Source organism: Nitrincola sp., assembly GCF_048264025.1.
Taxonomy (GTDB): domain Bacteria; phylum Pseudomonadota; class Gammaproteobacteria; order Pseudomonadales; family Balneatricaceae; genus Nitrincola.
Window position 1 is genome coordinate 127742 of the sequence record NZ_JBLXDN010000002.1, and the last position, 13758, is coordinate 141499.

The 13758-nt window shown below is 50.5% G+C and carries 10 protein-coding genes; 4 read left to right on the top strand and 6 right to left on the bottom strand.

Going from position 1 to position 13758, the window contains the following annotated elements; translation table 11 throughout:
• The first annotated feature begins 63 nt into the window (after nt 1–63).
• The 3 genes from ACN0R1_RS02740 to aceF all read left to right on the top strand — a co-directional run bounded on the left by ACN0R1_RS02740 (nt 64) and on the right by aceF (nt 5691).
• A complete protein-coding gene (locus ACN0R1_RS02740) occupies nt 64–825 on the top strand; it encodes an FCD domain-containing protein (RefSeq protein WP_417579687.1) in 762 nt (253 codons plus the stop codon).
• 216 nt (nt 826–1041) lie between these two features.
• A complete protein-coding gene (gene aceE, locus ACN0R1_RS02745; RefSeq protein WP_417579689.1) occupies nt 1042–3699 on the top strand; it encodes a pyruvate dehydrogenase (acetyl-transferring), homodimeric type in 2658 nt (885 codons plus the stop codon).
• 39 nt (nt 3700–3738) lie between these two features.
• Nucleotides 3739–5691 (top strand): dihydrolipoyllysine-residue acetyltransferase, encoded by a 1953-nt coding sequence (aceF, locus tag ACN0R1_RS02750; RefSeq protein ID WP_417579691.1) that lies wholly within the window; start codon nt 3739–3741, stop codon nt 5689–5691.
• A gap of 170 nt (nt 5692–5861) precedes the next feature.
• On the opposite strand, the gene ACN0R1_RS02755 is transcribed toward aceF, so the two are convergent.
• From ACN0R1_RS02755 to glcD, 6 genes are all read right to left on the bottom strand, one after another.
• Nucleotides 5862–6395: an OmpA family protein gene (locus ACN0R1_RS02755; RefSeq protein WP_417579693.1), complete on the bottom strand. Its 534-nt coding sequence runs from the start codon at nt 6393–6395 to the stop codon at nt 5862–5864.
• 220 nt (nt 6396–6615) lie between these two features.
• Complete coding sequence (locus tag ACN0R1_RS02760) at nt 6616–8112, bottom strand: alanine/glycine:cation symporter family protein (RefSeq protein WP_417579695.1); 1497 nt, start codon at nt 8110–8112, stop codon at nt 6616–6618.
• A gap of 341 nt (nt 8113–8453) precedes the next feature.
• Entirely contained in the window at nt 8454–8861 is a 408-nt protein-coding gene (locus ACN0R1_RS02765; protein WP_417579697.1) for a GlcG/HbpS family heme-binding protein, read from the bottom strand.
• A gap of 34 nt (nt 8862–8895) precedes the next feature.
• The gene (gene glcF, locus ACN0R1_RS02770) at nt 8896–10113 is read right to left on the bottom strand and encodes a glycolate oxidase subunit GlcF (protein WP_417579700.1); all 1218 of its coding nucleotides are present in this window, start codon (nt 10111–10113) and stop codon (nt 8896–8898) included.
• Between the two features lie 18 nt (nt 10114–10131).
• Nucleotides 10132–11241: a glycolate oxidase subunit GlcE gene (glcE, locus tag ACN0R1_RS02775; protein WP_417579702.1), complete on the bottom strand. Its 1110-nt coding sequence runs from the start codon at nt 11239–11241 to the stop codon at nt 10132–10134.
• The gene (gene glcD / locus ACN0R1_RS02780; protein ID WP_417579704.1) at nt 11241–12740 is read right to left on the bottom strand and encodes a glycolate oxidase subunit GlcD; all 1500 of its coding nucleotides are present in this window, start codon (nt 12738–12740) and stop codon (nt 11241–11243) included. Before glcD ends, glcE begins: the two co-directional genes overlap by 1 nt.
• A gap of 260 nt (nt 12741–13000) precedes the next feature.
• On the opposite strand from glcD, the gene glcC reads away from it, so the two are divergent.
• On the top strand, nt 13001–13756 hold the full coding sequence (glcC, locus tag ACN0R1_RS02785; protein ID WP_417579706.1) for a transcriptional regulator GlcC: 756 nt from the start codon (nt 13001–13003) through the stop codon (nt 13754–13756).
• Nucleotides 13757–13758: the final 2 nt, after the last annotated feature.

Consider the following 13758-nt stretch of genomic DNA (forward strand, 5'->3'; position numbering starts at 1 on the left):
TAGGCTGCCGGATTCATATCTGGCCGCTGTGGTGAAGTTGTTCAGTGAAGGGTAGCGAGTCCGATGGTCTATAAAAGTGTCAGGCAACCAAAAATATCTGATGTCATTATGCAGCAGATAGAAGAAATGATTCTTGAAGGCGCGCTAAATTCAGGGCAGCGCTTGCCGCCTGAACGTGAGTTATCAGTTAAATTTGGTGTTTCTAGGCCCTCGTTACGTGAGGCAGTACAGAAGCTGATTGCCAAAGGTTTATTGACTAGCCGACAGGGTGGGGGTACCTATGTGGCAGATAATCTCGGATCGGGTTTTTCTGATCCACTGATGGCTTTATTTGAAAGTCATCCTGAAGCTCAGTACGACTTGCTGGAGTTTCGCTATGCATTGGAGGGCGTATCCGCATACTATGCCGCATTGCGCAGCACTTCGGCGGATAAGCTAAAAATACGCCATTGTTACGAAGAGTTGCAGCGCTTTCATGATTTACGCGAATTTGATAATGAAGTACGTGCTGATGTAGAGTTTCATCTTTCGATTGCTGCAGCCGCGCATAACACCGTGCTTCTGCATATGATGCGGGCGCTGTTCAGTCTGCTAAGCCATCATATCGGTGGTAACCTGAGCAAAATTTATCCCAAAGCTGATTACCGCCGCACCATACATGCACAGCATGGTCTGCTGCTTGCCGCAATTGAAACAGGTGATCCGGTTGCTGCAAGGCAGGCTGTTCATGATCATTTGGCTTATGTTGAGGACGCCTTGCAGGAGCAGGGTAAGGAAAATACCCGTGTTGAACGCTCGTTACGTCGAGCTGATCTTAACCTATAATAAAAAACAGCAAGTTAACTTATCAAGTTTTGTATATTTATTACACTATTCGTTTATTTGTGTGCTGTATAAGCGACTATTTTTCGCAATATGGACAGAAAACATCAAAAAAGGTAGTATTACTACATAATAATTTCTGTGCGGTGCAGCATGCAAAACGTGCAGCATACGTCTAGGCTTTCATAACACAGTTATCTACTGGCCGGAGAATACAAAGTGCACGACATAAGAGAAGATGTGGATCCATTGGAAACTCAAGAGTGGCTGGACGCGCTTGAGTCAGTTGCCAAACATGAAGGTGACGACAGAGCGCGCTATATTTTAAAGAAGCTGGGTCATAAGGCTTCTGATATCGGACTCGGTGCGGCCGGTTCGTTGACAACACCCTACTGCAATACTATTTCGCCACGTGATGAAGTGCGGATGCCGGGTGATCTATTTATGGAGCGGCGCATACGCTCTTTTATTCGCTGGAATGCTATGGCTATGGTCATGCGTGCGAATGACAATAATGATGCGCTTGGTGGGCACATTTCCAGTTTTTCTTCATCCGCTACGCTGTATGACATAGGCTTTAACTATTTCTTTCATGGTCCAGAAGGGGATCGTGAGTCGGATATGGTGTTTTTTCAGGGCCATATTTCTCCGGGTATTTATGCCCGTGCTTACCTTGAAGGGCGCTTGACAGAAGAGCAGATGGATAATTTCCGTCGCGAAGTGGATGGTAACGGTCTGCCTTCTTATCCGCATCCTTGGCTGATGCCAGACTTCTGGCAGTTCCCGACCGTATCTATGGGGCTGGGACCGATTCAGGCGATCTATCAGGCGCATGTTATGCGTTATCTGTCAGCTCGCGATCTGGTTAAGCGCGGTGAGCGTAAAGTCTGGGCCTTCCTGGGCGATGGTGAGTGTGATGAGCCTGAGTCATTAGGTGCCATTTCGCTGGCTGGCCGTGAGCAGTTGGAAAACCTGGTGTTTGTGGTCAACTGTAACCTGCAACGCCTGGATGGTCCGGTGCGTGGTAATGGCAAGATCGTTCAGGAACTGGAATCCATTTTCCGTGGTGCCGGATGGAATGTCATCAAGTGCCTATGGGGTCGTCATTGGGACCCGTTGTTTGATAAAGACGACAAGGGTTTACTGCAGAAGCGCATGGATGAAGTTGTCGATGGTGAACTGCAGAACTATAAGGCTAATGGCGGCGCTTATACTCGTGAGCATTTCTTCGGCAAATACCCCGAGTTGCTGGAAATGGTCAAGGATATGACAGATCAGGAAATCATGAACCTGAACCGCGGTGGACATGATCCTTACAAAGTCTACGCAGCCTATCATGCAGCGATGAGTCATAAAGGTCAGCCTACCGTAATCCTGGCACAAACCGTTAAGGGATATGGTACCGGGCAGTCAGGACAGGCTAAAAACGATACCCATTCACTGAAAAAAGTGGCGCTGGAAGACCTTAAACTCTTCCGTGACAACTTCAACATTCCGCTGACCGATGATCAGTTAGAGACAGTGCCTTATTACCGCCCATCGCCAGACTCACCTGAAATGAAGTACATGTTTGAGCGGCGTAAGCAACTGGGCGGTTTTTATCCTGCCCGACGCAGCAGTTTCGATAAACTGGAAACACCTGATCTGGAGACTTTCAGTAGTCAGCTCAAGGGTACCGGTGAGCGTGAAATCTCAACGCAGATGGCGTTGAACCGAGTGATGAGTACGCTGGTTAAAGATAAAAACATTGGCAATCGTGTGGTACCGATTGTACCGGATGAAGCGCGTACCTTCGGTATGGAGGGTATGTTCCGCCAGTTGGGTATCTACACCTCTCAAGGTCAACGTTACACGCCACATGATCGTGATCAGATCATGTTCTATAAAGAGTCGAAAACTGGCCAGATACTGGAAGAGGGGATCAACGAAGCCGGTGCGTTCAGCGCCTGGTTGGCTTGTGCCACCTCTTACAGTAACAACAACTGCCCTGTGATTCCCTTCTATATCTTCTATTCCATGTTCGGCTTCCAGCGTGTGATGGATTTGATTTGGGCCGCGGGTGATTCACAGGCACGTGGTTTCCTGATCGGGGCAACCTCAGGACGTACTACGCTGAATGGTGAAGGTCTGCAGCATCAGGATGGCCACAGTCACTTGATGGCGCAGATGATTCCTAACTGTGTCAGCTATGATCCTACTTACAGCTATGAATTGACCGTGATTATTCAGGACGGTCTGAAGCGTATGTTCCATGATCAGGAAAACAAGTTTTACTACGTAACAACGCTGAACGAAAATTATCAGCATCCTGATATGCCAGCCGGAGCGGAAGAAGGCATCATCAAGGGTATGTACCTGCTTGAAGAGGGCAAAAAAGCCGACTTGCGGGTACAGTTGATGGGTTGTGGTTCAATCCTGCGCGAAGTCCGCGAAGCGGCCACTATTCTGCGTGAAGAGTTTGGTGTCGAGGCTGACGTTTGGAGTACGACATCAATCAATGAGCTGCGCCGTGATGCTCAGGCTGTGTACCGCTGGAATATGTTGCACCCTGAAGAACAACCACGTGAATCCTATGTGGAGCAGTGTCTGAAAGGACGCGAAGGGCCTGTAGTGGCATCGACAGACTATATGCGCCTGTACGCGGATCAACTGCGCGAGTATATCCCGCGCCGTTACAAAGTACTGGGTACCGATGGTTTTGGTCGTTCTGACACCCGTGCCAAGTTGCGTGAGTTCTTCGAAGTGAATCGACACTATGTGGTGGTTGCAGCACTCAAAGCACTGCAGGAAGATGGCAAGCTGGAGGCCTCCGTTGTCGCCAAGGCCATGCAGAAGTTCAATATCAACCCTGAAAAACCGGCCCCTTGGACCGTGTGATACAGGCACTTCTGACTGGTTAAGCGAGAGGATACGAATGTGAGTAAAATTACCGTAACAGTTCCAGACATTGGTGGCTATGAAGGCGTAGATATCATTGAACTCTGTGTCAAAGAGGGTGATGTGGTAGCCGAAGGCGATTCCCTGATTGTACTGGAAACCGATAAAGCCTCGATGGAGGTCCCGTCCACAGCGGCAGGTAAAGTCACCAAGTTATTACTGAAAGAAGGTGAGACCTGTAGTGAAGGTGATGCTGTTGTTGAATTGGAAGTAGAAGACGGTGAGCAAGCCGTAGCGGAACCGGCGGCAGAAAAAAAGCCTGCTGCTGAAGCGGCGCCTGCGCCAGCTTCATCAGCCGCTCAGGCAGCCGCTTCCGGCGGCGTTGAAAAAGTCTTGATCCCTGATTTGAGCGGCGCCAGCGATGTTGATGTCATCGAGGTCCTTGTCAAGGTGGGTGACAGTGTTAGCGAAGGCGACAGTTTGATTACACTTGAAACCGACAAGGCATCGATGGAAGTCCCTTCGCCTAAGTCGGGGGTGATCAAAGCGTTGCACATCAAGGAGGGTGACAAGGTTAGCGAAAATGACCTGTTACTGGAGCTTGAGGTTGAGGGTGCCGCTGCCGCTGCGCCTGCATCGGCAGAAGCCCCTGTTGCACCTGCTAAAGAAGCGAGTGCCAGTACGCCGGCACCTGCACCAGCCGCTTCAGGCGGTGTGGAAAAAGTGCTGATACCCGATCTCAGCGGCGCGACGGATGTGGATGTTATTGAAGTATTGGTTAAAGCGGGTGACAGTGTCAGTGAAGGCGATAGTCTGATCACACTGGAAACTGACAAGGCATCGATGGAAGTCCCTGCACCTAAGTCGGGTGTGATCAAAGCGATGCACATTAAAGAAGGTGACAAGGTTAATGAAAACGACCTGTTACTGGAACTTGAAGTCGTCGGAAGTGCGCCAGCCCCTGTGGCCGCAGAGGAAAAGCCAGTCGCATCTAAAGTTGCTCCTGCCGCTGAAACAGCCCCTGTCGCTGCGAAAACCGCTCCTGCAGCAGATCTGAATGCGTTGGAAAAGAGCAATCGTCAAGTGCATGCTGGCCCCGCTGTGCGTGCCCTGGCGCGTGAGTTCGGTGTTGATCTGTCCAAAGTCAGTGGTACTGGACCGAAAAGCCGTATACTCAAAGAAGATGTGCAGCTCTACGTTAAAACAGCACTGAAACAGATCACCGATAAGCCTCAGGCTGCTATCACGGGTGGTTCGGGAATACCGGCAATACCTGAGGTGGATTTCAGTCAGTTTGGTGAAATCGAGATGGTCAAATTGAGCAAAATTGCTCGCCTGACCCGCGATAACATGGCTCGTTGCTGGTTAAATATTCCTCATGTGACCCAGTTTGATGATGCCGATATCACCGAGCTGGAAGCTTTCCGTAAGGAGATGAAGGAAGAGGCATTGAAGTCAGGTGTGAAGCTGACACCACTACCTTTCCTGATTAAAGCCTGCGCCCTTGCGCTGTCGCGTCATCAGAAATTCAATGCTTCCCTGCACGCCGATGGTGAGCATGTGGTGTATAAGAAGTATGTCAACATAGGTTTGGCAGTCGATACCCCGAATGGCTTGATGGTGCCGGTCATCAAAGACGCTGATAAAAAGAGCGTTTACGACCTGTCCAAAGAAGCGGCTGAGCTGGCGGGTAAGGCGAAAGATCGCAAACTTAAACCAAACGAGATGCAGGGCGCCTGCTTTACTATCTCAAGTTTGGGTGGCATTGGCGGCACGGGCTTTACACCAATTGTGAATGCACCTGAAGTGGCCATACTGGGCGTTTCCAAAGCGGATATCAAACCACGTTGGAATGGTAAGGAGTTTGAGCCACGCCTGATGTTGCCGCTGTGTCTTTCCTATGACCATCGCGCTATCAACGGTAGTGATGCCGGTCGTTTCCTGACGGAATTGAATGGCTTGCTCAGCGATATTCGGCGTTTGTTGCTTTGATTTGAAGCCCTTCGATGGATGATAAAAGGCCCCTTTTGGGGCCTTTTTGCGTACAGGGGCTACAGGCAATGTTTTGTATGCTCAAGGTTCGTTGTGCTATGTGCCGCATTCCGGAGCACTAGATACGACAATTCAGGAAGTGTGTCAAAAGCGTTGAATAAAAACATTGGTTATTCAGAGATGATGAGTTCGACTCGACGATTAGCTGCCCGGCCTTCCGCTGTTTTATTGTCAGCGATAGGGGCAGAGGGTCCCATTCCTGTGACTTTAATCCGTGTCATATGCACGCCTTGTTGCGCTAAATAGTCAGCAACCTGATGAGCACGATTTTCTGAGAGGGTCTGATTGTATTCTGCATTACCAATATTGTCGGTGTGACCAATGACTTCGGCACTCAAAATCGGTTGGGCAATTAGCGCCTCGGCAATATCAGTGAGCGCCAGCTGTAATTCCTGGCTTAAGCTTGCACCGTCAAAACTGAAGGCTTGAATATCGGGAAATCCAATCTGCAAGCTACTGTCGTTTTGTTGTAGCATTTGCAGGTAAGGTGAGGTAACCAGGGTTTGAGAAACCCAGCTAATGGATTCCATTACTTGCGAAGAAGGGTAGTTACTTGATTCTACCTGGGATTGGTTTGCTGCACAGCCTGCTAAAAAGAAACAAGTACAACCAACGGTGATTGCTTTTTTTAGATTAAAATCCATTTGATCCTCCGAATACTTATTAAAGACGCGTTCCAAATCGCATGCATCCATGTTATGGGATAGTAAGTGGATTCACTGAAAAAATCCACTAAATATAGTGTTGTGGACGACTGGCTTGCAGAAAATGCAGGCGCATCCTTGCGCTAGCGGCATACTGTATATTCTGTACATAAAAAGCCCGGACGATGCCGGGCTTGTGTGTTTGTGTTGCAGGGCTGGTTTATTCAGACTTCTGCTTTTCTAGGCGTTCTTCCCAGAAGGTGGCGTTTTTGATGCCCAGTTTTACTGGATCAAACGTGATAGGCCCACCGGCTTTCTGTTGCTCTTCATAGTCACGCAGTGCCCGCATTGTTGGCTTGGAGACGAAGAAGATCACTAGAATACCAAGAATGTTGATCCAGGCCATCAGACCAACGCCGACGTCACCCAGACCCCAGATGTAGCCAGCGGTGTTGACGGTACCGTAAGCGACCATGAACATGATCACCAGCTTGACGATAAACAGAGGAATTTCCAACTTCAGTGCACGGCGTAGATAAGCTACGTTGGTTTCGGCAATGTAGTAGTAGGCCAGAATGGTAGTGAAGGCGAAGAAGAACAGCGCAATGCCCACAAAAATGGGACCTACGCCACCGAATACACTCTGCAATGCCAGTTGCGTAAAGGCCGGTGAACCGATTTCAGTGCCAGCGGCGACGTTCTGAACAATGAACTGGCCTGCTTCCAGAGAGCCCTGAACATTGTACTGCTGAGTGATCAGAATCATCAGGGCTGTGGCCGTGCAGATAAACAGCGTGTCGACATAAACCGAGAAGGCTTGTACCAGACCTTGCTGGGCAGGATGCTCTACTTCAGCTGCCGCTGCCGCATGAGGACCGGTACCCTGACCCGCTTCGTTGGAGTAGATGCCGCGTTTAACGCCCCAGCCAATGGCTGCACCAAAACCCGCTTGAGCGGTAAAGGCATCAGAGAATATCAGCCCAAATACCCCAGGTACTTTATCCAGGTTGAGGAAAATAATGATCATCGCCATGATGATGTAGCCCAGTGCCATAAAGGGTACGACAAACTGAGTGAAGTGGGCGATGCGTTTGATGCCACCAAAGATAATGAAAGCAAGCACGATAAGTATAATCGCCAGTGCAATCAGTTTGGTGCTGCCGACTTCGCCAAAGCTACTGGACACTATCTGCCCTTCACCAAATACTTGAGCAACGGCGTTACCGACCGCATTTGCCTGGATACCTGGCAGGAAAACACCACAGGCGATTATCGCTGAAATGGCAAAAAGTACACCGAGCCATTTCCAGCCCAGACAGCGTTCAAAGTAGTAGGCTGGACCACCGCGGTACTGGCCATTGTCATTAACCTTGTAGATCTGACCCAGAGTGGATTCGGCATAGGCGGTACTTGCACCCAGAAAGGCCACTACCCACATCCAGAAAATGGCGCCAGGGCCACCAAAACCTATAGCTGCGGCAACACCTGCGATGTTACCGACGCCCACACGGCCAGAAAGCGACACGGCAAGTGCTTGAAATGAAGAGATACCTTTGTCCGTCTCGTTGGAGTTGAACAGTAGACGCCACATTTCTTTGAAGTGACGTACCTGCGCAAAACGCGTCAGGATGGAGTAGAAAAGACCTGCGCCAAGGCACAGAAAGATCAGAGCATCACTCCAGATAAAACCGTTAAGAGTATTAACCAGTGTTTCCATGATGAGATTCCGGTTCGTTATTGTTGTTGGCCTTTGTCGATAAGCTTGAGGTTATAGATACGAGTGTTTCTTATAACCTTTAGGCTTCGACACTAAGGGAAGGTATTTTGCAGTAACAAAAAGCTAATATCTATTTATGTGCTAGTGTTTAGTTTTGAAATAAAAATAATACTCAGTTAAAAAATCTATTATGGCGTAAAAAACAATAATAATTCCTGTAAAAAGTATAATGTATTGAAATAGAATAATTTTCTGAAATTTAACAAAAAAGCAGGTGGGTTTTGGCGGTGTGAATGGAAAAGCCGATTTTAAACGGCTTTTCCGATAGGAAAAAGTTCTGTTTAGATTTGCAGACCAGCAACACCGGCTTTGGCAACCTGAGCATCCTGGTCTGGTTTTACTCCTGAAACACCGACGGCCGCTATGACCTGTCCTTCATGAATCACCGGTACACCACCCTCTAGCGTAGCGCTGATAACTGGCGCTGACAGGAACGCACTACGACCGGCATTAATCATATCTTCATAAATTTTGGTTTCACGCCGACCCAGGGCAGCGGTGCGTGCTTTTTCGACGGCGATATAAGCACCGACTGGCGCGCAGTCCTGCATACGTTGCATTGACAGCAGGTGGCCACCGTCATCAACTACGGCGACTGCCACAGCCCAGCCATTTTGTTTGGCTTCGGTGAAGGCGGCGTCAATCAGTTGGTTGGCTTCTGACAGTGTAAGTGCCTGTTTTGTGTACATGGGTGATCTCCTGTTGTGTTTTTCTTGTCGGTAATTAGCTGAGTGCATCTTCAACGATTTCAATCCAGTGACGTACTTCCGTACGTCCAGCACCATTGAGGTGTGTCTGGCAGCCAATATTAGCGGTGACGATCATATCAGGCTTGCCGCTTTCTAATGCGTTTAGTTTGTTATCTCTGAGTTGAATGGATAGCTCGGGTTGGGTGACCGAATAGGTGCCAGCTGAACCGCAGCACAAATGGGCATCGGGTACTGCGGTCAAGGTAAATCCGAGTCGGCGTAACACCCCCTCAACCGCACCGTTAAGTTTGAGCGCGTGCTGCAGAGTACAGGGGCAATGAAAAGCCAGCTTTTGATGGCTGTTCAGGCTTAATGGAGCAAGATCTTCATTGGCCAGTATTTCCACCAGGTCCTTGTTCAGTGTGCTGATCTTGTTGGCTTTATCAGCGTAGACAGGGTCATCTTTGAGTAGATGGCCATAGTCTTTTACAAATGCACCGCAGCCGCTGGCAGTTTGAATGATCGCTTCAGCACCGGATTCGATCATCGGCCACCAGGCATCAATATTCTGTCGTGCCCGAACCAGTCCGGCTTCATGTGCATTCAAATGGTAGTCCACCGCGCCACAGCAACCAGCCTCTTTGGCCGTTATGACCTGAATGCCCAGTTTATCTAAAACACGAGCGGTCGCCGCATTGGTGTTGGGTGACAGTGAAGGTTGAACGCAGCCTTCCAGAATCAGCATTTTTCGGACATGTTGATTATCAGGGCGTGGTTTTGCCTTGATACTGCGTGCTGGTATTTTTTGTTTCAGACTGGTGGGTAATATTGGCCTAAACAACTGGCCAGTTTTCATCAAGGGATCAAAGATCTGTGGATTGGGAATAACCTTGCGCAGGGCACTGCGTACCAGTTTTTCACTGAAAGGGCGTCCTACTTTGTCTTCTATAGCCGCACGACCTATGTCCAGCAGGGCATGGTAATTAACCCCTGACGGGCAGGTGGTTTCACAGTTGCGACAGGTCAGGCAGCGGTCCAGATGGGCCTGGGTTTCCCGGGTGACTTCACCCCCTTCGAAGAAGCTCTTCATCAGGTAGATGCGTCCACGCGGTCCATCCAGCTCATCACCGAGCAGTTGATAGGTTGGGCAGGTTGCCGTGCAGAAACCACAGTGCACACAGCTACGCAGGATATCTTCAGCCTCTTGGGCGCGGGGCAGTTTTTTAGCGTCTTCAGACAGGTTGGTTTGCATAGTATTTATCTCTACTGCTTAATAGTCGCTGTACATGCGTCCGGGGTTAAAGATGCCTTTCGGATCCAGTTGCGCCTTGAGTTGCTGATGATAGCGAATCAGTAAAGGTTGTAGCGGATGCAATGGCTGATCTGTGAGATCTGGGGTATAGCAGGTGGCATGGCCCCCGGCGTGTATCGCCGCTTCCCTTACCGCTGTTTCCAGCTGGTCAGTTTTGATCCAGCGCTGTGCGCCACCCCAGTCGATCAGACAATCACCATCCAGATCAGGCTGTGAGGCATTGGCAGGCAGGGAGAGTCGCCACAGCGGGCGAGAGTCATGAAAAAATGCCAGCCGCTGCTCTTTGAGTTGTGTCCAAAATTCCGGATCGATTTCCTGGCCCTGCAGGCTATCCGCAAAGTTTTTCACCGAGGCTTCACCGCCCTCCAGGCGCAGATAGAGTTGATCCTGATAGTGACAGGCGGCTGTGATTGGTAGCGGCTGCTGTCCCCAGAGGCTTAGCTTCTGCAGCGCGTCTGCCTGATCGCAAGGCATGCTCAAGTGGTACTCATGACGCGGCTTTGGCAGGACTTTCATGGAAACTTCGGTGAGTACACCCAGGCAGCCAAAGCTACCGGCCATCAGGCGGGACAGGTCATAACCGGCGACATTTTTCATCACCTCACCGCCAAAGCGCAGCAGTTTGCCGTGCCCGGTGATGACTTTGGTGCCCAGTACAAAGTCGCGGACAGAGCCTGACCAGGGGCGGCGTGGACCGGACAGGCCAGTCGCGACCATGCCACCCACCGTGGCGTTGTCGCCCAGGTGGGGCGGCTCACAGCCTAGTATCTGCCCTTGCTCGGCCAGCAGGGTTTCCAGTTGTTGCATGGATGTACCGGCGCGTACCGTAATCACCAGCTCGGTTGGGTCATAGCTGACCACGCCCTGATGAGCGGTGATATCCAGTACCTCTCCCTGGGTTTTTCGGCCGAGGAAATGTTTAGAGTTTCCACCTTGAATTCGTAGCGGTGTCGCTTGGTGTAGCGCTTCACAGACCTGCTCCAGCAGGGCCGCTTCCGTCTGGCTGACGGGTCGTTCTCCCGGGCGGTGGTGAGTCTGTTGATCTGTTTGAGAGTTGGCTGCAGACATCAGAAACGCTCCAGTTCTGGGAAGGGTAGTTCGCCATGATGAATATGCATGGCACCAAATTCGGCACAGCGGTGTAGTGTCGGGATATTTTTGCCAGGGTTGAGCAGGCGATCCGGGTCGAATGCGGCTTTTACCGCATGGAAGAGTTCCAGTTCATCGTCATTGAATTGTGAACACATCTGATTGATCTTCTCCCGGCCCACTCCATGCTCACCGGTAATGGAACCGCCGACCTTGACGCAGAGTTCCAGAATTTGTCCGCCCAGTGCTTCGGCTTTTTCCAGGCCACCGGGTACATCTGCATCAAACAATATCAGTGGGTGCATGTTGCCATCGCCAGCATGAAACACATTGGCAACCCTCAGGTCATAGCGCTCAGACAGTTCGGCAATGCCTTTCAATACGCCAGGTAATTCACGCCGTGGAATGGTGCCGTCCATGCAGTAATAATCCGGTGAGATGCGTCCTACGGCAGGAAAGGCATTTTTACGACCGGCCCAGAAACGCTGGCGCTCCGCTTCATCTTTGGCCGTTTGTACGGCTGTGGCACCGGATTGCTCCAGCACTTCCTGAACCCGGGCGCTTTCTTCATCAACATCGGATTCAACGCCATCGAGCTCGCAAAGCAAAATCGCTTCGGCTTCCACCGGATAACCGGCATGAATAAAGTCTTCAGCAGCGCGTATGGCGAGGTTGTCCATCATTTCCAGACCACCGGGAATAATACCGGCGGCAATAATATTACCCACGGCCAGCCCGGCTTTTTCAACATCATCAAAACTGGCCATGAGCACACGGGCGACCTGCGGTTTGGGTAGCAGTTTAACTTTGACTTCTACAACAATACCCAGCATGCCCTCGGAGCCAGTAAATAAGGCCATTAGATCAAAACCGGGTGAGTCCAGCGCATCACTGCCCAGCGTCATCTGTTCACCTTCCACGGTGATAATGTCAACACTGATCAGGTTGTGTACGGTCAGGCCATATTTCAGGCAGTGCACACCACCAGCGTTTTCCGCCACATTGCCACCGATAGAACAGGCAATTTGTGAGGAAGGGTCTGGAGCGTAATACAGGCTGTGTATTGCACAGGCTTCAGAAATGGCCAGGTTTCGAACCCCTGGCTGAACCCGTGCAAAGCGCCCCTCGGGATTCACTTCAAGGATGCGATTGAATTTAGCCATGACCAGCAGCACGCCCTGTTCCAGCGGCAGTGCACCACCTGATAGACCTGTGCCTGCACCGCGGGCGACCACCGGTACTTTCAGCTCGTTGCAGGTTTGCATGATGATCTGAACCTGCTCCAGCGTTTCCGGTAGGACCACTAGTAAAGGGGTAGCTCGATAGGCGGCCAAACCATCACACTCATAAGGTTTGAGTTCTTCATCACGGTGTAAAACATGTAGATCGGGCAAGCGAATGCTGAGCTTGTGCAGTAATGCTGTACGGTCCGGCATGGGCAGCACACCATCAAGGCGCTCATCATGGAGTATGTTCATCAATCCTGTCCTGTGTTGAGGTATGGCTTCGTTATTATGAGTTTTATTGCATAGATCTTGGTTGCTAGGAACGGATAGGTCAATCTTTAACTTTACTGGTCCTACCAGTTATTTTTATATAAATTTGTAAAATTTACCCAAGAATAAGACACTGCGCTGTATTATTACTGATAGGTATGTGGATCTGTGCAAAGTTTTCAAACTGGTCCTACCAGTTAATGTAAGGCAACCTTAAGTAAAGTGTAGCGGGTAAAAAGTTAATGGTAGAAGAAGCGCGTCAGATCGCCGATCTAGTGGCTGATCGGATTGAAACCTTGATACTGGATGGTGTGCTTAAACCAAGGCAGCGATTGCCTTCAGAGCGGCAACTGTCAGAGAAACTGGGATTTTCCCGCTCAGCACTTCGAGAGGGGCTGAAATTATTGCGTGCCCGTGGAATTATTCTGACTGAGCAGGGTCGTGGCTCCTATGTCGCCAGGATGATGCCAGAACCCTCTACGCCGCTGATGCATCTGTTTAGCGAGCACCCGCGCACCCTCTATGATCTGCTGGAGGTACGTGCGCTGCTGGAAGGAGAGTCAGCTCGTCTTGCCGCTATGCGCGGCACAGAGGCTGACTTCATCATGATTCGCCGCCGTTATGAAGAGATGGTGGCGCTGATACAGTCGGAAGAACCGGTGGAATTGCGTGAGCATGCCCGCGTTGATCATGCGTTTCATCTGGCTGTGTGCGAGGCGTCGCACAACCCCGTATTGGTGCATACCCTGCAATCCCTGACTGATTTACTCATCAGTTCCGTGTTTGCCTCGCTGAACAACCTTTACCACCGTCCGGTGCAAAAGCGACAGATCGACCGACAGCACGCCCGATTATTTCATGCGGTGGTGGATCGTCTGCCGGAGCAGGCACGCCGAGCGGCGGTTGAGCATATTCAGGGTATTCGTGACGAGTTGCAGGATATTGAAGTGGAAGAGCAACGACTGCTACGTGCCTCCATGCGGCTGAATGGCTGGTGATT

Coding starts and splice junctions, on each gene's coding strand:
- ACN0R1_RS02740 (WP_417579687.1), top strand. CDS start 64: ATGGTCTATAAAAGTGTCAGGCAACCAAAAATATCTGATGTCATTATG.
- ACN0R1_RS02755 (WP_417579693.1), bottom strand. CDS start 6,395: ATGGATTTTAATCTAAAAAAAGCAATCACCGTTGGTTGTACTTGTTTC.
- ACN0R1_RS02760 (WP_417579695.1), bottom strand. CDS start 8,112: ATGGAAACACTGGTTAATACTCTTAACGGTTTTATCTGGAGTGATGCT.
- ACN0R1_RS02765 (WP_417579697.1), bottom strand. CDS start 8,861: ATGTACACAAAACAGGCACTTACACTGTCAGAAGCCAACCAACTGATT.
- glcF (WP_417579700.1), bottom strand. CDS start 10,113: ATGCAAACCAACCTGTCTGAAGACGCTAAAAAACTGCCCCGCGCCCAA.
- glcE (WP_417579702.1), bottom strand. CDS start 11,241: ATGTCTGCAGCCAACTCTCAAACAGATCAACAGACTCACCACCGCCCG.
- glcD (WP_417579704.1), bottom strand. CDS start 12,740: ATGAACATACTCCATGATGAGCGCCTTGATGGTGTGCTGCCCATGCCG.
- glcC (WP_417579706.1), top strand. CDS start 13,001: ATGGTAGAAGAAGCGCGTCAGATCGCCGATCTAGTGGCTGATCGGATT.